The organism is Lysinibacillus sp. Bpr_S20 (assembly GCF_023337835.1).
Lineage (GTDB): Bacteria > Bacillota > Bacilli > Bacillales_A > Planococcaceae > Lysinibacillus.
Genome location: NZ_JALNLQ010000003.1, coordinates 379,954 through 397,404, shown reverse-complemented (window position 1 = coordinate 397,404; position 17,451 = coordinate 379,954). Strand labels below are relative to the sequence as shown.

Annotated in this window: 25 protein-coding genes, 1 pseudogene and 1 riboswitch; all 26 genes and pseudogenes read left to right on the top strand. The window is 32.0% G+C overall.

What is annotated here, in order from left to right; genetic code table 11:
- The 26 genes and pseudogenes from MWJ95_RS09775 (at position 1) to MWJ95_RS09655 (ending at position 17,050) form a co-directional block, all read left to right on the top strand.
- Complete coding sequence (locus tag MWJ95_RS09775) at positions 1–468, top strand: hypothetical protein (RefSeq protein ID WP_249105241.1); 468 nt, start codon at positions 1–3, stop codon at positions 466–468.
- Between the two features lie 40 nt (positions 469–508).
- Positions 509–793 (top strand): hypothetical protein, encoded by a 285-nt coding sequence (locus MWJ95_RS09770; RefSeq protein ID WP_249105239.1) that lies wholly within the window; start codon positions 509–511, stop codon positions 791–793.
- 41 nt (positions 794–834) lie between these two features.
- Positions 835–1,461, top strand: coding sequence for a Bax inhibitor-1/YccA family protein (locus MWJ95_RS09765; RefSeq protein ID WP_249105238.1), 627 nt, complete (start codon positions 835–837; stop codon positions 1,459–1,461).
- Positions 1,462–1,514: 53 nt separating this feature from the next.
- Positions 1,515–2,159, top strand: coding sequence for a hypothetical protein (locus MWJ95_RS09760; protein WP_249105236.1), 645 nt, complete (start codon positions 1,515–1,517; stop codon positions 2,157–2,159).
- A 49-nt stretch (positions 2,160–2,208) separates the two neighbouring features.
- Entirely contained in the window at positions 2,209–2,643 is a 435-nt protein-coding gene (locus MWJ95_RS09755; protein ID WP_249105234.1) for a hypothetical protein, read from the top strand.
- Between the two features lie 127 nt (positions 2,644–2,770).
- The gene (locus MWJ95_RS09750) at positions 2,771–3,529 is read left to right on the top strand and encodes a 3D domain-containing protein (protein WP_249105233.1); all 759 of its coding nucleotides are present in this window, start codon (positions 2,771–2,773) and stop codon (positions 3,527–3,529) included.
- A 242-nt stretch (positions 3,530–3,771) separates the two neighbouring features.
- A complete protein-coding gene (locus MWJ95_RS09745) occupies positions 3,772–4,275 on the top strand; it encodes a hypothetical protein (protein WP_249105231.1) in 504 nt (167 codons plus the stop codon).
- A 53-nt stretch (positions 4,276–4,328) separates the two neighbouring features.
- The gene (locus MWJ95_RS09740) at positions 4,329–5,258 is read left to right on the top strand and encodes a glycyl radical enzyme family protein (RefSeq protein WP_481817347.1); all 930 of its coding nucleotides are present in this window, start codon (positions 4,329–4,331) and stop codon (positions 5,256–5,258) included.
- 111 nt (positions 5,259–5,369) lie between these two features.
- On the top strand, positions 5,370–6,110 hold the full coding sequence (locus MWJ95_RS09735) for an NUMOD3 domain-containing DNA-binding protein (protein ID WP_249105229.1): 741 nt from the start codon (positions 5,370–5,372) through the stop codon (positions 6,108–6,110).
- Between the two features lie 171 nt (positions 6,111–6,281).
- A pseudogene (locus MWJ95_RS09730) lies at positions 6,282–7,670 on the top strand (glycyl radical enzyme family protein); the annotation flags it as partial.
- A 13-nt stretch (positions 7,671–7,683) separates the two neighbouring features.
- On the top strand, positions 7,684–7,920 hold the full coding sequence (locus MWJ95_RS09725) for a glutaredoxin family protein (protein ID WP_249105227.1): 237 nt from the start codon (positions 7,684–7,686) through the stop codon (positions 7,918–7,920).
- Between the two features lie 61 nt (positions 7,921–7,981).
- On the top strand, positions 7,982–8,419 hold the full coding sequence (locus tag MWJ95_RS09720) for a dUTP diphosphatase (protein ID WP_249105226.1): 438 nt from the start codon (positions 7,982–7,984) through the stop codon (positions 8,417–8,419).
- A gap of 222 nt (positions 8,420–8,641) precedes the next feature.
- Positions 8,642–10,306, top strand: coding sequence for a zinc-ribbon domain-containing protein (locus tag MWJ95_RS09715; RefSeq protein WP_249105224.1), 1,665 nt, complete (start codon positions 8,642–8,644; stop codon positions 10,304–10,306).
- A 61-nt stretch (positions 10,307–10,367) separates the two neighbouring features.
- Positions 10,368–10,781 carry a hypothetical protein gene (locus MWJ95_RS09710; protein ID WP_249105223.1) on the top strand — a complete coding sequence of 138 codons (414 nt, stop codon included), beginning with the start codon at positions 10,368–10,370 and terminating at the stop codon, positions 10,779–10,781.
- 34 nt (positions 10,782–10,815) lie between these two features.
- Positions 10,816–10,944, top strand: a complete 129-nt coding sequence (locus tag MWJ95_RS24455; RefSeq protein ID WP_283175737.1) for a hypothetical protein — start codon at positions 10,816–10,818, stop codon at positions 10,942–10,944.
- A 1-nt stretch (position 10,945) separates the two neighbouring features.
- The gene (locus MWJ95_RS09705; protein WP_249105221.1) at positions 10,946–11,248 is read left to right on the top strand and encodes a hypothetical protein; all 303 of its coding nucleotides are present in this window, start codon (positions 10,946–10,948) and stop codon (positions 11,246–11,248) included.
- Between the two features lie 71 nt (positions 11,249–11,319).
- The gene (locus MWJ95_RS09700) at positions 11,320–12,183 is read left to right on the top strand and encodes a thymidylate synthase (RefSeq protein WP_249105219.1); all 864 of its coding nucleotides are present in this window, start codon (positions 11,320–11,322) and stop codon (positions 12,181–12,183) included.
- Between the two features lie 31 nt (positions 12,184–12,214).
- A complete protein-coding gene (locus MWJ95_RS09695; protein ID WP_249105217.1) occupies positions 12,215–12,520 on the top strand; it encodes a hypothetical protein in 306 nt (101 codons plus the stop codon).
- Between the two features lie 136 nt (positions 12,521–12,656).
- Positions 12,657–13,169: a dihydrofolate reductase gene (locus tag MWJ95_RS09690; protein ID WP_249105215.1), complete on the top strand. Its 513-nt coding sequence runs from the start codon at positions 12,657–12,659 to the stop codon at positions 13,167–13,169.
- A 120-nt stretch (positions 13,170–13,289) separates the two neighbouring features.
- Positions 13,290–14,933: a recombinase family protein gene (locus MWJ95_RS09685; RefSeq protein ID WP_249105213.1), complete on the top strand. Its 1,644-nt coding sequence runs from the start codon at positions 13,290–13,292 to the stop codon at positions 14,931–14,933.
- Positions 14,934–14,977: 44 nt separating this feature from the next.
- Positions 14,978–15,166 (top strand): competence type IV pilus major pilin ComGC, encoded by a 189-nt coding sequence (locus MWJ95_RS09680; RefSeq protein ID WP_249105211.1) that lies wholly within the window; start codon positions 14,978–14,980, stop codon positions 15,164–15,166.
- Complete coding sequence (gene comGD, locus MWJ95_RS09675) at positions 15,166–15,606, top strand: competence type IV pilus minor pilin ComGD (RefSeq protein WP_249073592.1); 441 nt, start codon at positions 15,166–15,168, stop codon at positions 15,604–15,606. The genes MWJ95_RS09680 and comGD overlap by 1 nt, the downstream gene beginning before the upstream one ends.
- On the top strand, positions 15,599–15,916 hold the full coding sequence (locus MWJ95_RS09670; protein WP_249073593.1) for a type II secretion system protein: 318 nt from the start codon (positions 15,599–15,601) through the stop codon (positions 15,914–15,916). Before comGD ends, MWJ95_RS09670 begins: the two co-directional genes overlap by 8 nt.
- Positions 15,909–16,334, top strand: a complete 426-nt coding sequence (gene comGF, locus MWJ95_RS09665; protein WP_249073594.1) for a competence type IV pilus minor pilin ComGF — start codon at positions 15,909–15,911, stop codon at positions 16,332–16,334. The genes MWJ95_RS09670 and comGF overlap by 8 nt, the downstream gene beginning before the upstream one ends.
- The gene (locus tag MWJ95_RS09660) at positions 16,312–16,512 is read left to right on the top strand and encodes a hypothetical protein (RefSeq protein WP_249073595.1); all 201 of its coding nucleotides are present in this window, start codon (positions 16,312–16,314) and stop codon (positions 16,510–16,512) included. The genes comGF and MWJ95_RS09660 overlap by 23 nt, the downstream gene beginning before the upstream one ends.
- Before the next feature lie 19 nt (positions 16,513–16,531).
- Complete coding sequence (locus tag MWJ95_RS09655; protein ID WP_249073596.1) at positions 16,532–17,050, top strand: shikimate kinase; 519 nt, start codon at positions 16,532–16,534, stop codon at positions 17,048–17,050.
- 141 nt (positions 17,051–17,191) lie between these two features.
- Positions 17,192–17,284: riboswitch (glycine riboswitch) on the top strand.
- The last annotated feature ends 167 nt before the right edge of the window (positions 17,285–17,451 follow it).

Genomic DNA, 17,451 nt, shown 5'->3' with positions numbered 1-17,451 from the left:
ATGAAGAATTATTTATTTAATGTAATGGATTTAAAGGTGTTTGATGATAAAGGTAAGTTCATCACGAAATTAGGTGCTGCTACAAAAGGAACGTTAGTACATACTGAGCAAGATTCATATTTTGCAATTAAAACTGCTGATTTTGATATTGAGTTGATGAAAGCTATTGGAGAAGTAAAAGATAATGACGCTATGTCTGATTTTGAAAAAGAATTAGCACCTAAGACAACAAAGATAAAATTTAAAACGACTAACTCAATTACAAATTTCAAAGAATTCAAGTTGATCGCTGAAGGTGAATTATATAATGCGCTAGGCGAAGTATCACGTGAATTTAAAATTATCATTGATAAATCAATTCTAACTTCTGTGGTAGGAATCAACGTTGATTTGGATAAGGTTAGTGAATTTTCACATGTATTTGCAATTACATCAGATGACTTTGAATTAGAGTTAATAGAGAAGTAGCAAATAAAATGACAATATTATTTAAGAAAGGATTGATTACATGTATTTCTACAGTATATCAGATGGAACCTATGATGATTATCATCAGGTAATATTGATGCATGAAAAACACTTTCAAAACATCAAATTTGCAGGTATGTATAATCAAGTAGTTGGTGAAGAAAATTCCTTGATAGACAAAGATGATATCGTGAAAGGTATGATTGAGAAATATGGGTTTAAAGAGGTCAAGATAATTTCTGAAATATTCACAGGGTATGTGAGAGGTAAACAAATAAATCTATTAACAGTAGACAATGATAATGATTGTATAGTTGTTAAATAATATTTTGATTTTATAAAAGAAAATACATAAGAGTGGATTATTTGAATAAAAATTTAGACAAAGTATTAAAGATGTTTGGTTTAATGTGGGTATTAACTGGGGTAGGGATGTTTTTAGGGCAGTTCATTCCAGTACAATACATCTTACCAATTGCCATTATTACAATCCTATTAGTGATTGGAATGTGGTTCACAGCTAAAAGTAAAATGGCAAGTAGCATTCTAGCGTATCTAGTTTCATTTTTAATTGGAATTACACTGTACAGTTCAATAGGATTTTATGTTGGTGAATTAGGATTAGAAATAGTTGTACTGGTTATTGGTACTTGTACAGTTACATTTACTCTGTTAGGTCTATTTGGATACAAGATGCAAAAGGATCTTAAAGGATGGGGAATGATTTTATTTGTAGCCTTAATTGGACTAGTAATCTTCTCATTCATTGCAATCTTTATTGGATTTAGTAATTTAATTATGGTGATTGTATCAGGGTTAGGAGTAATGATCTTCTTAGGTTTTACAATTTATGATTTCAATCAAATTGCACAACGAGGAGTAGAAGATAATGAAGTACCAATCACAGCTTTAAATTTATATCTTGATTTAGTGAATTTGATTTTAGAGGCATTACGACTAGTTTATTATCTGAAAGAGTTATTGGAAGACTAAGTATTAGTTTTTATAGAAAATACATAAATTTTAAAAAAGGATGGTAGTGTAATATGAAAAATATTTTAATAATTGCAGAAAATTCAAAGGTAATTGAAGATGTAGTAGCTCAAGTGAAATTAAATGTGCCTTGTGACAAATTGCATCAAATCAGTAGTAATAGATATGAAGCGAAATTAACTGGCACAGACTTTAAACTTAAAGTTGTTTTAAAAGATAGTAAGTACGATGGATTTGCTTATGATGAGATTTATGACTATACATTTAATTCACTATTAGAAGCGCAACTGTTCGGAGTAATAAAAGTGTTAGCAGAGGATTTATCACCAAAAGAATATCAGTTTAAAACTATTGGTGATTTCATTTCACATATTGAAAGTGCGGATCCTATAAAAGTCAAAAAAGAATTTAACCTTAAATCAATCCCTTTGCAACTTCTAACAAAAGTGAGCAATGATACATCTAGTAAAGAAATTGAACACATTTTAAATACTATTAAGAGTATTAAGCCTTCTGGTGTTGCTCAGTTCAGTAAGGAAGGGGAAGAGTTAACTCGTATCGAAGGAATTCTGGAGAGTAGAATTGAAGAAAGCCTAGCTAATAGTGAGTATAAAGCATTAGATATTAATGTTCGATTATTACAGAAAATCAAAGAAAGCTATCGAAAAACATACTCTACACTCGGTTGCACAGTTTAATTAAAAACCATATATTATTTAAGAATATACATAAAGAAGGAGTGCTTATATGACAATAATGACCGTCTTAACTTCAGACGATATGTCGAATGTGAAAGTAGAAATTAGAAATGTATCTGTAAAGTACTATACATATTATGAAAATATTACAGAAGAACTGTTTTCACGATTCAAGTCAGATTCACCATCAAAGATTATTTTCGGATCAGATAATGAGTACGCAAGATTATTTGCAAAACAACTCTTTGAAAATGGATTTGAATTAGCTGAAAATGGTGATGTAATTAAAACTGAGGATAATAAAGTATGCTATAACACTATGGAGCAAGCAATTGAAAACGAACTAGGTATGTTTACTTTAGAAATTAATGATGAATATGATGCTGAAAATACTCAGAATATATTGTTAAAGAGCGGATACGTTATTTCATCTAAGATTATCGATAACGTACATCATATTACACTTCATGACAAAGTAAAGTAATACATATTAGATAAACAAAATACATAAAATTAGAATGGAGGGAGTTTATTTCTGCAAGAGAATCGCACAATTACACATTGTCTTTTGAGATTCGAATGAGATACATTTGTAGATAATAAGCGCACACATGAATAAATTCACTAAATCTTTGACTGTTCCTACAATCATCACTTGTACATTAGCTTGGTGTACATTCACATCAATAGCTATTAAAGAGAATAATAAAGTAGATGATAAAGATGTCCAAAAGTACACTATAGAAGATATCAAAAAGAACTCGATTGGTTATCAGGTTGAGTCATCATTTAAGAATATCCAAACTGAGTATGAGCGATTGAAAGAAGAGGAGAGAAAAAGATTAGAAGAATTAGAACGTCAACGCTTAGAGAAATTAGAAAATGAAAGACAGGCTAACCTTAAACAAGAGAGATTGGCTAGGATCGAAAGGGAAAGAAAGCTAGCTGAAGCTAAAAAAGCTGAACAAGTTAGAATAGCACAAGCAAATGAAAGCAAGAAGCAGCGACAAAGTGTTAGTAGAGGTAGCAATGAAAGCGTGAGCAGCAATTGGATGACCTTTAATGCTTCATATTATACTGCGTACTGTCCAGAAGGCTGCACAGGTACTACAGCGACAGGTTATAATGTATCGAATACAATTTACTATAATGGATTACGTATTATTGCTACTGATCCAAGAGTAATTAAGTTAGGTACAATTGTAGAAGTTAAAACGCCATATGAAACCTTTAGAGCTATTGCATATGACACAGGTGGTGCTATAAAGGGTAATAAAGTTGATGTACTAGTTTCTTCCGAGCAAGAGGCAAATAAATTAGGACGACATAATGTTCAAATTAGAGTTTTAAAAGTTCCTAATAAAAATTAAATAATAAAATACATAAAATGCTTGAATAAATAAAATTAAATGATATAATTTTATTATAAACAAGTAAAGGAGTTGAGATCATGAGCATCAGCGATTCACAACTAGAGTATTATGGTTCTAAATTTGTTAATAACAATGTGTTAGAAAGTGAAGGAATTACATTTGAGCAATACCTTAAACGAGAGTTAGGTGAATGAATTGGATGTAGTTAAACAAAATTATCAAAATACATAAAGATTGCGGTGGTAATTATAAATTATATTGTGATTGGTACAGATTGTAGTGGAAAGACAAGTTTAGTGGATATGCTTTCAGACATTACAGAATTTAAAGTAGTGAAGGGATCAAGTTTCGAACACAGTAAATGTACACAAGAAGAGTTATTTGATAAGTTTTTAGAGTTCACTAAGATGGATGCAGTTATATTTGATAGGTTCCATATCTGCAATGAAGTGTATTCGCCAATGTATGATGACTTCGCAATGTTATCTGATGATCAACGTAGATACATAGAGCGTGAAATGAAGGATAAAGCAACAATCATTTACTTGTATGCAGATGATGAAGTTTTAGAGGAACGTTTCAATAGTCGTGGTGATGATTATGTTTCATTAGAAAAGTTAAAGTATGCTAAACGTAAATATGAAGAAGCAATACATAAAATTAAACATTTAGAAGTAGTGAAATTTAATACTGGTAAAATGACTACTAAGGAAATTGTTGAACAAATTTTATTACATTATTAATATTGATAAATACATAAGTTAAATAAATTATACATATGGAAAGAGGAGATTTTTTGGCAATCGAATTTATCACAGACAAGTATGCAAACGAGGTATTTCAAGAAAATCCAAAACCGATGAATGAACTAGGAGAATTTGTTTATTATCGAACTTATTCACGTTGGTTAGACCAAGAAAAACGAAGAGAGTTCTGGCATGAAACATGTAAACGAGCTGTTAACTACAATATGAATCTATCATACGATCATTTAAGTAATCTAGGATATAGTCCAGACTTGAAGGATATGCGTAAAGAAGCTAATCAATTATTCAAGAACATGTATGAAACAAAACAATTTTTATCAGGTCGTACTCTCTGGGTTGGTGGAGCTAACGAGAAAGTTAATAAAAACTTTGTACTTGGTAACTTCAACTGTTCATTCTTAAATATTACTAATTGGAAAGATTTGGGTGATTGTTTTTACTTATTGATGGTGGGAACAGGAGTAGGTCTAAAATCAACCAAGAAAATGGCTTCTCAGATGGATAAAATCAGAATTAATACTACATTGCTTCATTCTGAATATGAACCTGTTGAAATGCATCAGCGATTAGAACATACAAAAGTAACCTTCTTTGATAACGGATTCGCTAAGATCTACGTGGGAGATAGTAAAGAGGGATGGGTTTCATCTTTAACTGAATATCTAGATATCTTAACTAATCCAGAAAAAGAACATATACATACTGTTAAAATTAGTTACAACTCGATTAGACCAAAAGGAGAACGACTAAAAACATTTGGTGGAACAGCTTCAGGACACGAGTCACTTAAAGAGATGTTTATTGGAATTGAGAAGGTGTTTAAAAATAAAATCGACGAGCATTTAGCACCAATTGAAGTTGATGAGAAAGGTTATGGTCAAGTTAGACCTATTCACATTTTAGATATTGCGAATTTAATAGGAGCAAATGTAGTTATTGGTGGTAAACTTAAGAATTAATAGCTTATGCCTCCAATTAAAAAACACTCCTTAAATTCGGTGAAACTCTCAATGAGACAATACCGAGCCAAGCATGTAATTCATTCGCCAAATAATTTTGAGGTGATGTGAATGAGTAATAAATTATATGTCTATGAATGGTTTATAGTGGACACTCTTGAAGTATTTTATGTCGGCAAAGGAACTGGAAATAGAAGATTTGAAACTCATAATCGCAATAGATATTTTAAAAGTATCTATAACAAATATAAATGTGCAGTGAGAGTAGTTTATCAATATTTATCAAACGAAGAAGCTTGCTCCTTAGAAATAGAGAGAATTGTAGAAATGAAGTCTATGGGTAAAGCTAGATGTAATTTCACATATGGTGGAACCGGTTTCTCTACTGGAGATATGAATCCAAACAGAATAAACCCTCCAACAGGAAAGAAGAATGGTATGTATGGAGTTCAACTTTTTGGAGAAAGCAACGGATTTTATGGCAAAACTCACTCAGAAGAAACTAAGTTTAAAATCTCTAACAGTAGAAAGGGCAAAGGAGCTAGATTCGGAGATGATAATCCAATGTATGGCAAAGGCTTTAAAGGAAAAGACAATCCTATGTTTGGACGCACAGGATTCGATCATCCTAATTCTAAGATGTATAAAGCTACTTACCAAGACAATGAGATTGAATATCTTACTTTCAAACAATGCGAAAAGAAATTTGGAATAGCCTTTATGAGGGTTCAAGATGGTGGATTAATTCATTATAAGAAGAAGTCAAAAAATGACATATATGAAGGTACATTAATCGAAAGAGTGAATAAATTACATGAAGGTGTAACGACTATCGAAAGCACATCTGACTAGATGGAAGTGAGTAGAGTACATCGCAAGCGATTGGCGGTGGAAACAGGGAGAGCTTGAATAAATCAAGTTAAGATATAGTCTGCTCTTACAGGTGACTGTAAGCAGTATGAGAAATTGTCGAGAGATAATCAAATACGGAGTAAAGTGTAGCGATTTTACTTGAACTGATGGGTAAGAAGAACTGCAGAAATTTTCCTCTTTGACGTAGACGATACAGAGTGTTTAATGGCTAAATACGGAATCAATGGAGTTTGGACTGAATCTCAGTTAGAACATCATAAAAAAGTAGGAGAGCAATTAGAAAAGCTAGGAATTAAACCTAAGTGGTTTGATGACATTAGTGAAATTGGTCATGGTCGATTTAATTTAAATCATCGTAGAATGTCAAATAATAGCGTGGCATTTACTAAAAAGCCTACTCGTGAACAACACGCTTTACAATTTTTAATGTTACAAGGCGAAGGGGAACCTTGTTTTGTAAATTTAGAGACAGCAGCACGAAGAGTATTAAAAGCACAAGGGATTGATAATCCTAGTAAAAAACTTTTAGAAGAGACTATGGCACTCATTGGATTAAACCCTTGTGTCGAAATCATTTTATATTCATATAACGTATGCAACTTAACTACTGTTAACGTTAAAGCATTTGTACATAAGTTAGAAGATGGTCAGTATTGGTTAGATGTTTCCTCATTAAAAGAAGCTCAAAAGTTATCAGCTCGATCAGGACTACGTATGACATTAGCAAAATTAGAACTAGAACATTGGAATAGAACACAGAAACGTGACGGTCTACTTGGCTGCTCTTTAACTGGATGGAAAGATGCGATGGCGATGATTGATTATAGTGTAGAAGAAGAACAAAGCCTAATGAAATTATTAAGTGATGTAGCACGTACAGAGGCTGATTTGTATTCTAAGACTTTAAGAACTGTAGCACCATTATTAGTCACAGCAGTTAAGCCTGAAGGTACTCTTTCTCAAGTTGCAGGTGGTGTGTCTAGCGGTTTACATTGGTCGCATTCACCTTATTATATTCGTCGTATTCGTATTAACTCTAATGATCCGTTGGCTCAAGTAGCATTACAATTAGGATGGAATGTAAATGCAGAAGTAGGAACAGTAGGAGAGACAAAAGAAGAGCGATTAGCCAATGCAAATACATGGGTAATTGATTTCCCTATTGAATCAGGAGCGTTGGAAACTAAAGAGGACGTATCAGCTAAACGTCAATTTGAAACGTACTTTAACTTCCAAGAACACTACACAGAACACAATTCATCTAATACAATTACAGTTCGTCCTGAAGAATGGGAGGAAGTAGAACAAATTGTATGGGATAAATGGGATGACTTTGTAGGAGTATCATTCTTACAATTAGATGGTGGTACATATCAATTAGCGCCTTATGAAGCAATTACAAAAGAACAATATGAAGAACTGCGATCAACGATGAAACCATTTGATGTTGACTTATTGCATCAACTAGAGAAACGAGAAACCGAATCAGATTTAACTACAATGGAAAGTTGTGATACAGGAGTTTGTCCTGTACGCTAATGGAGGAGATATTTTGGAAATTAAATTAATTAGTCAAGATGGATGTAATCCTTGTAAGCATGTAAAAAACTTATTGGATGCTGAGGGTGTATTTTATGATTATCTAAACATTACTCAAGATGAATCAATCACAGGTAAATACGGAATTATGGGTACTCCTGTAACTATACTTTTTGATGGAGAAAAAGAAATACAGCGTGTTCATGGTTATGATATACCTAAACTTCATCAATTGATTCAGAAGCTTTAAAACTAAATAGGGTTACTTAATTGTAGCCCTTAATTTTATAACATAGAGGAGAATTTGTATTATGAGTAAACTACAAATCAAGGTTAAATATTTCGATAAGGAAATTGATAAACTGGAGAAGATTTCAAAAGGCGATTGGATTGATTTACGTGCAGCAGAAACTATTGAATTGAAACAATTTGAATCAGCATTAATTCCTTTAGGAGTGGGAATGAAGCTTCCAGAAGGTTATGAAGCTCATGTGCTACCACGTTCATCAACTTATAAGAACTGGGGAATCATTCAAACAAACAGTAAAGGCGTTATCGATAATTCATATTCAGGTGAAAATGATGAATGGAAAATGCCTGCATTAGCTATGCGAGACACTATCATTAATAAAAATGATCGTATTTGTCAATTCCGTATCATTAAATCTATGGGAGAAACAGAAATTTTAGAAACAGAATTCTTAGATGAAGTAAGTCGTGGTGGATTTGGATCTAGCGGAATGAATTGATGTAAAGTAAATTAAAAACAAGATAACCATATGATATATTTGTTAGAAAAATGACGTTTATATCATATGGTTAATACATAACTTTCAATAAAACATGGATATTATTGAAAAGTGAATAAAGGTGATTATTTTAATATATAAAATACATAATGAAAAATGATAATAAAAGGATGACTGTGCAGTATGAAGTGGTAGCTACCCTCCTGACGAGGAGGAAATGATGTGTGTAATACATATGTAAGACCTAAGTTTGATAAGAGTATTGAGTTGAAAGACAATGCAATGTTAAAAGTTAGACCAGAGCTATTTGATGAATGGGACTTTGAGAAGAATAGTGAGTTAGGATTGGACATTTGTGAGGTAACAAAAGGAATGCATAAGAAAGCTTGGTGGATTTGTCTGAAATGTAATAGTAATTATGACATCATTATTAAAGATAGAGTGAATGGTCAAAATTGTCCATACTGTAGAGGATTACGCGTTAATTATACTAACTCACTCGCTTCGTTAAATCCTCAATTAGCTTCTCAATGGCATCCAACTAAGAATGGTGATCTGAGTCCACATGACATAACTTGTAATAAGAACTCTAAGATATGGTGGTTGTGTGAATTCGGGCATGAATGGGATGCGGTAGTATCTAGTAGAAATAATGGTGCAAGTTGCCCATACTGTTCTAGCAGAAGTGCAACGAATGAAACATGTTTAGCCTCAGTTAATCCAAAACTAGCGTCTGAGTGGCATCCGACAAAGAATGGTGACAAGTCGCCATTTAATATTTTACCAAAATCAAATGAGAAGGTTTGGTGGTTAGGTACTTGTGGTCATGAATGGGATGCTATTATTTCGAATAGAAATAAAGAGAATGGTACGAACTGTCCTTATTGTGCAGAAAATCCAAAAGCCCTTAAAGGTTTCAATGATATTTGGACAACTAATCCAGAATTAGGATTTTTGCTTCTTAGTCCCGAAAATGGATATAAATATACTGAAGGGAGCAGTGAGAAAGTAGATTGGAGATGTTCTGATTGCGGTGAAATAATTAAAAATAAGGATATTTATAGTATAAAACGTTATGGATTATCATGCCCTAAGTGTTCCGATGGAATTAAATATCCAGAAAAGTTTATGATGAATTTGTTAAAACAATTACGTATTAATTTTGAATATGATACTACTTTAAGTTGGTCTAACAGTAAAAGATATGATTTTTATTTAGATAATCTAAGTTGCATCATAGAAACTCATGGTGGTCAGCATTACGAGAAAGGAGGGTTTGAAGCTGTTGGTGGACGTACTCTTCAGGAAGAACAAGAAAATGATCGATATAAAAAGAGCTTAGCATTAAAAAATGATGTTATACATTATATCGTAATTGATTGTAGAAATAGCGAATTAGATTGGATTAAGAACTCTATTCTGAATAGCAAGATGAATGAATTATTTAATTTAAGTAAAATAGATTGGGAGGATATACATAGTAAGTCATTAGGATCGTTTGTTAAAATAGCTTGCGATTTATGGAATAGTGGTATGAGAAATGTTATTGAAATTGGTGAAAGAATGAAGTTGAGTCGTACTACGATTAGAAAATATTTAAAGCAAGGAGCTGAATTAAATTGGTGTGATTACAATGTCAATGAAGTAAGACGATTAGCTAGTAGTTTGTCTGGTAAGAATCGAAGTAAGGCAGTTGTACAATTGGATTTGAATAACAATTATATCGAAGAGTGGATTAGTGCAACTGAAGCTAGTAGGAAGCTCGAAGTAAGTAATAAGCCTATCTCATCTTCTTGTACAGGTAGATGTAAATCAGCATATGGCTTTAAATGGATGTATAAAAAAGACTATGAAAAATACATAAAAGAACAAAAACAATTAGCGTAATACATATAATAAATGGTTAATTACATAAAATTAAAATATTATAAAATAGGAGATGATTGATTTGGAAGAATTGAATTACGTTAATTTAAATGGAGTAAATAATGAATATGAACGTTTTGGATTAAGTGTAAAGAAAAGTTTATTTTACGATGAAGTAAATAATAATTTATTCTTATTCTCATCATATGGAGATTGTGATGTTGAGGATATTGTAAATGGAATTAGTGGTGAACGATATGATTATTTAACAAAAGTATTGAATACTAATCGTAACTTAATTATTGATTGGTCTACTCAAGAAGGTACGACTAGCGATTACATTATTTATCATGGTTTCGATGCTGAATTTATTGAGAATTCACTGTGTCCAGAAATGCTATCTATGGAATTAGGACTTTTACAAACAGCAGATAGTGGATATGAAAACTATAAGTATCAAGAATATAAAAATGGCAAGTTTAATCAGTTGTTTTAAATAAACAAATACATAAATAAAGGAGAATGAATTAATGAAAAACAACATTAACAATAAGGTATTTGTGGCTTATGATTCAGAAGGTAATGAAACAATTAGAATTGATGAATATGGTAATGCAAGCTTTAAAGGTCATATCACAGGTAAAAAGGAGACTAACTAAGATGATGAAATCACGTAAAGAACGTAAATTAGAAGCTAAACAAAATGGAGCACCATTTGTACCTCAATATAATGGAAATGGTGTAATTTCTGCTGAAGACTTCTATGGTACTGGTGTAGAACGATTCAATAACAAATTTGTGAAATTTAATGAAAAAGTTGAAGAGGTAGTAATTACTGCAGAACCAGTTCAAGTTAAAGAAGAGAAAGTTGAATTGATCGAACCTGAGTTAGTAAAAGAAGCTCCTAAAAAGAAGAAAAATGGTAAGTTCAAAAAGGCAATGAAGAAACTTTTTAATAAATAAAATACATAACTTTATATGAGGGTGGATTAATTTCTACTCTCATTACTTTTATACGTAGAGGTGAGATTAGGTTGACAGAATTAAATAAAGCAGAAAAGTATCTGATTGAAAACTTAACTAGATTGGCTAATGAAGGATGTATGGACGATAATCCTAGACCTAAATGGAAAGATGGAACTCCTGCATATAGCGCATTTATCAGTCCAGTATTTGAAACATATGATATTTCAAAAGGTGAGACTCCTATTACAGAATTGCGTCCAATTGCAATTAAGAGTGCCATTAGAGAAATTGAATGGATTTATAAAGATCAAAGTAACGATTTGAAGCTACTCCGTGACAATTACAATATTAACTGGTGGGATGAATTTGATATCGGAGACGATTCAATAGGTGTTCGATATGGTGCAACTGTAAAGAAATATGACTTAATGAATAATTTATTAGAAGGTTTAATGAATAACAAGTTTGGTCGTAGACATATCTTATCCATGTGGCAGAATGAGGATTTTAAGGAATCGGATGGTTTGAACCCATGCTGCTACAGTACTATGTTTACAGTAAGAAAAGTAAAAGAGGATTTCTACTTAGATATGACATTAACATCTCGTAGCAGTGATTACCTAACAGCAGGACACATAAATAGGATGCAATATTTAGCGTTTCAAATGATGATAGCTAAACACACTTCAATGAAAGTTGGGAAGTTTAATATGCTAACTCAAAACCTCCATGTATACGATAAGCACTCTGATAATGCTATAGAAATGTTGAAGCGAGTAAAAGAATTGAAATCTAGAAAGGTTCAATCTCAACCTAAGTTAGTTCTAAATGTCCCTGACGGTACTAATTTTTATGACATCTCAGAAAAGGATTTTGAGTTGATTGACTATAACCCAATTTTACCACAGCTTAAATTTGAATTAGCAGTGTGATCATACAAACAAAAAAAGGAAGGAGTATCAATTGATAATTAAAGAATGGATAGCTAATCCTTACTTATGGACAGTTGTAGTGGCAGTTTTATTGCTAATGATAATAATCCCATTGAGTGTTTATTTTAAAGATTATGCTTTTTCCAAAATAAATATTTACATAGGTATAGGAATATTAGTTTTTGCAATATTAGTATCTTCATTTTCAACAAAAGAAAAACATATTTACTACAATTACAAAAATTACAGTGATGTAGAACAATTAGAATCTGATGGATGGGAAGTAGTTACTGTATACGATAACAAGAAAATCATTCATGCCAAGAAGGTTAAATGAAAAGAGTGAAATACCAATAAAGGACATTCACTCATGTATGTGACTTTGTTGTGAATCAGGAAAATTCGGTTTAGTCGTCACATCTTGATATTACAACTACGCATCAAATTGAGTCAAATTTAAACTGGAGGAATACATGGGAATCAACATCATTGCTGCAATTAACGAAGAAAACTCTATAGGAAAGAATGGGCAATTACTGTATAGAGTTAAAAAGGATCTTCAACGTTTTCGAAAACTTACGATTGGTAACAATGTACATCCTAATATTTGCTTGATGGGTAAAAGAACATTTGAAGAGTTACCAAGTCCACTTGATAAGCGTTTGAATGTAGTTTTAACTTCAAATAAGAATTATAAAGCTCCAAAAGGTGTAATTGTTGAATCTTCATTTGACAAAGTGTTAAATCATTATTTGCATAGTGGAAGCCAAGACAAAGACTTATGGATTTGCGGTGGGAATTCATTGTATGAACAAACATTACCATATGCCGATAATGTTTATATTACATACATACATGATAATAAAAAGGGTGATACATTCTTTCCTTACGAAAAAGTAAAACAACATTTTAAAGAAATGCATAAAGAAGAACATGAAGAAGATGGGTTGAAATTTGAATTTATTGATTATGTAAGAAAGATATAAATTGTTAGAGGGCATTTTGCTCTCTTTTTTATTTTGTTATTTAAATTAGACAACTAACGGATTTTTAGTTATAATTATATTATGTATTTTATTAATTAAAATATGTTTTAGGAGGTAATTATGGATAAAAACAAAGGAGTCTTATACGTTCGAGTTTCTACAACAAAAGACGAACAAAAATCATCCTTAGAAATACAAGAGCAGGCATTGGAGGTTATTTGCAAATCAAAAAATATTGAAATTATTGGTACTTATAGTGATAAAGCTAGTGGTACACGTATAAGGAAACGAAAAGGTTTTATTTCTATGCTTTATGATGCAGGTATTGATTTTTCAAAACGTAACGACAAATCAACAGATGATTTTATAATAAACAATGATAGGTCGCCGAAATTTAATTATATAATATGTAAAGACATATTTAGATTTGGACGTAACAGTAGTGAAGCAATGCAAGTTATAAAAGAGTTAAAAAATAATGGAATTGTTGTTTATTTTGTAAACGCAGGATTTGATACCTCTGATAAAGACTATAAAATGCGTCTTGAATTACTATTTACAATAGCAGAAAATGAATCACATAATACAAGTCAACGCATTAAATTTAGTAAACGCCATTTAGCTCAACAAGGAAAGTATACTCCTTCAAGGCTTCCTTATGGATATAAAAGAGTATTAAATACTAGTGGTAATAAAGAGATAGTGATTGATGAAGAACAGGCGAAGGTTGTCAGATTTATATATGACAGGTACAGTATCGATGGTGGTCATACAATTAGTAATATTTTGAATTCAAATGGTATTCCTACTCAACTAGGAAGAAAATGGTCTAATGATAAAATTCACAGAATAATAAGTAATGAGGCTTATTATGGCTCACCTATTGTTCAAAAGTGGGCTAAAGATGATGTGACCGACATTCATTTTAAAAAAGCCGAAGAAAGTAATAAAATACAGTTATTTAATGTTATACCTGCAATAGTCACTAAAAAACAGTTTGATGAATTACAAAAAATAAAAAAGGAAAGAACAAATGAAAAATCTCTACTTGGAAAAAAGGTAGGTAAAGATGATATATTTTATGAAAAAATATTTTGTGAGCAGTGTAATAGTAGGTTTGTAAGACACTCAGGGGAAAAGAAAAAGGTGATGTACATGTGTTATACAAGAAGAAAATACACTAAAACAGAATGTGATTGTAAGGGTATAGCTTATAACACATTAGTGAATTTTATAAATCAATGTGAGATAAAACAGACAGATACATTTGCTGAAAGATTTGTTGAAGCATTAATTGAAAGGATTGATATTGTAAAATTAAGAATGGGATCAATTGAGGGGGAATTAGATAATAAGATAAATAATTTAGAAAATGAAATAAGTGTAATTACAAGAAAGTTCATAACGGCTTCTCCCGAAATGGAAATAGAGTTAAATAAAATAATGGAAGAGAACAAGTTAAACTTAACCAAATTAATCAAACAGAAGGAAGATATAAATAATAAAGAGTTTGATGATTTGTTGCTGCAAATTAAAAAGAAAAAACAGTTGATAAAACAGTTATATGGAAAGAAGGATTATTCTTTTGAAGACAAGATTGACATGTTGCACAGTATATATGTAGGTTCAACTAATGTTGAAATAATTCTTAATAGAATAGCTTACCAAGAAGAATTTGACGCATTCAACAAACTAGTAGAAGGAACTGAATTCGTAATGCCGTGTCAAACTAATGTTCATATGCCTTATTGTTTTGAACGATAAGATTTATTTAAATACATAGGATGTTTTTTAAAGCGTATATTTCTATGGTACAGGGGCAAGTAGAGGCTTATCGAGTAGATTATATGGCTTATCCAACTATTAATGATTTAGTAACAAAAGGCTATTTAAAGAAGGATGAAACGACCTGCCCTAATAAAGAAGAGATTATGATAACAAATGATGGCGAGGTTCGATTGGCGAAGGCCCCTTCTGATTCCGGTTCTGGTAACTGATGGATGATATAAAAAGTGAGCGTGGTTACACGCTTATCGAAATATTAATTGTATTGTTTATTGTTATGTGTTTGTCAGCAATTGTCGTAAGGTATTCGGCAAAAGCAGCGGAAAATAGGGAGCTTGAGCAGTTTTTTACACAAATTCAATTAGATATACAATATATCCAAACTTATAGTATGGACCAAAGGGATTATATTTCGATAAAGTTTGAGAGTTCATCAAACAGATACATCATTAAGAAGGATATTTTTACAGAATTATTTGAACGATCTTTTCCGAAAGGGGTTGAGTTCTTGCCTTCTTCGAGTTCGATTAACACGATTATATACAACTTTAATGGAAACGTCATTACTCCAGGGACTCTTAGCTTTAAAACACCCCAAGGTATAAAAAAAGTTGTCATTACATTAGGACGAGGGAGATCGAGAGTTGAATGAATCTGGTTTTTCATTTGTAGAAACGATTTTATCAGTAGTCATTGTTATGTTATTATGCATGACATTAATACCTATTAGTTACACTATGAAAACGACTCTTTACAACAAGAAGTTAGAGGTAATTGCAGCTGAAACCGCCTATGAAGGTTTAAAGCAATACCGCTATTTACAGCAAACGGAAGGAACTAAAACTATTGAGAATGTCAATTTTCGATGGTTTATGAACGAACAAGGGATATGTGTTAGTTTTCAAAATACGCGAGAATTACGCAAAAAATGTATACAACAGACAGGAGAAGTCGATGAATGAGCGAGGCTATACATTATTAGAAGCGTTGTTTCAATTAGTTGTTTATGTGCTTATTGCCCATCTTGCTGTGTTCATTATGCTATGGTTTGCTGAAATGAAAACAACGGTATTATCTGATGAACAGTCAAAGTGGGAGCTTTTTGTTTATGATTTGAATTTGTATTTCAATGATCTTTCATCATTTACGATTCGAAATGATCAAAAGAGAATAACCTTTCAGACTGCAGATACTATCCATAATATTGATTGTTATAGCAATATTATTCGTGATCAAGTAAATGGTGGTCATGTACCTATGCTGATTGGTATTAATCAATGCCGGTTCATATATGAAGAAGATATGGTAACAGTAGCGGTTGAACTTCCGAGTGGTATTAAAAAGGAGCGGTCTTTCTATGTTCCAGTTAATGAAAAATGACAGAGGGGCTATTTTTTTAATCGCAATTGCATTATTATTTTTTGTAACTACTTTTGTTCTTACGTATTGTACGTCTTATGAGGTTCAGTTTCGAACATATGATGGCATAGAAAAGCTGAATGTTCGAGCTACGATAAATTTATTAGGACAAATTTTGTCAGACAGTGTAGAATCGTAGTTATAAGAAGGTGATTCGAATGCGAAAAATATATTTAGTTGGCTTTATGGGCTGCGGAAAAAGTGCGTTAGGAAGACGTTTAAGCTATTTGTTAAAGATGCCATATTATGATATGGATCGTGAAATTGTTAGGCAGCAAGGTATGACAATTCCACAGATATTTGAAAAGTACGGAGAAGCACGTTTTCGAGAAATAGAAACAGAATTTTTGAAAAAATTCCGAGACGAAGCCTGTATTATTTCAACTGGTGGTGGAGTTGCGGTGAATGCTGAAAATCGAAAAATAATGAGACGCAGTGGACTCGTATTTTTCTTAGATGCGACATTCGAAGATATTTACAAACGAATACAGCATGATCCAAACAGGCCAATTGTACAGAGTTCAACGAAAGAGGAGCTAGAGAAGCTGTATCATTACAGAAGAAAGTTCTATCGTGAGGCAGGACATATACAAGTTTTAACAGAGGGTAGAACAATCCGTCAAATTCTTGAGTATTTAGTATTCCAAGTTAAAAGGTTAAAAGGCGAACTATTGTAGATTTGTGTAAAAAGAATGTTCGTGTTTTATTATAATTTAAAAAATGATTGCCTTTTCAATGTGATTAATGTTAGGATATAGACAAATAAGTAACTAAATGTTCATTGAATACTAAATAGTACCAAGATGAATCTTGGGCGGATGATTGTACGGGGAGAGCACGTGTAGACGTCACCGAAGGAGCAAATAGCAAAATGTTATGAATCTCTCAGGTAAAAGGACTCGTATAAGACGCAACTCTGGAGAGAGCTGTGGTACAACAGCCACCAAAGGGGAAAGCCGGCTGATTGGCATTGAAGGTATGCGAGCCAGTCTGGTGTAACTTTCAGGTTTAAGGACAGAGAATCCCGAAAAGGGGTTCGTCTGTCTTTTTTTTGTGTCAAAATGTCTTACCTATAGTT

Excerpts from the sequence above, each read along its gene's own strand:
- MWJ95_RS09680 (WP_249105211.1), top strand. The coding sequence starts at position 14,978 with ATGGTACAGGGGCAAGTAGAGGCTTATCGAGTAGATTATATGGCTTAT.
- MWJ95_RS09750 (WP_249105233.1), top strand. The coding sequence starts at position 2,771 with ATGAATAAATTCACTAAATCTTTGACTGTTCCTACAATCATCACTTGT.
- MWJ95_RS09775 (WP_249105241.1), top strand. The coding sequence starts at position 1 with ATGAAGAATTATTTATTTAATGTAATGGATTTAAAGGTGTTTGATGAT.
- MWJ95_RS09720 (WP_249105226.1), top strand. The coding sequence starts at position 7,982 with ATGAGTAAACTACAAATCAAGGTTAAATATTTCGATAAGGAAATTGAT.
- comGD (WP_249073592.1), top strand. The coding sequence starts at position 15,166 with ATGGATGATATAAAAAGTGAGCGTGGTTACACGCTTATCGAAATATTA.
- MWJ95_RS09770 (WP_249105239.1), top strand. The coding sequence starts at position 509 with ATGTATTTCTACAGTATATCAGATGGAACCTATGATGATTATCATCAG.
- MWJ95_RS09735 (WP_249105229.1), top strand. The coding sequence starts at position 5,370 with ATGAGTAATAAATTATATGTCTATGAATGGTTTATAGTGGACACTCTT.
- MWJ95_RS09755 (WP_249105234.1), top strand. The coding sequence starts at position 2,209 with ATGACAATAATGACCGTCTTAACTTCAGACGATATGTCGAATGTGAAA.
- MWJ95_RS09655 (WP_249073596.1), top strand. The coding sequence starts at position 16,532 with ATGCGAAAAATATATTTAGTTGGCTTTATGGGCTGCGGAAAAAGTGCG.
- MWJ95_RS09760 (WP_249105236.1), top strand. The coding sequence starts at position 1,515 with ATGAAAAATATTTTAATAATTGCAGAAAATTCAAAGGTAATTGAAGAT.
- MWJ95_RS24455 (WP_283175737.1), top strand. The coding sequence starts at position 10,816 with ATGAAAAACAACATTAACAATAAGGTATTTGTGGCTTATGATTCAGAA.
- MWJ95_RS09685 (WP_249105213.1), top strand. The coding sequence starts at position 13,290 with ATGGATAAAAACAAAGGAGTCTTATACGTTCGAGTTTCTACAACAAAA.
- MWJ95_RS09690 (WP_249105215.1), top strand. The coding sequence starts at position 12,657 with ATGGGAATCAACATCATTGCTGCAATTAACGAAGAAAACTCTATAGGA.
- comGF (WP_249073594.1), top strand. The coding sequence starts at position 15,909 with ATGAATGAGCGAGGCTATACATTATTAGAAGCGTTGTTTCAATTAGTT.
- MWJ95_RS09705 (WP_249105221.1), top strand. The coding sequence starts at position 10,946 with ATGATGAAATCACGTAAAGAACGTAAATTAGAAGCTAAACAAAATGGA.
- MWJ95_RS09660 (WP_249073595.1), top strand. The coding sequence starts at position 16,312 with ATGTTCCAGTTAATGAAAAATGACAGAGGGGCTATTTTTTTAATCGCA.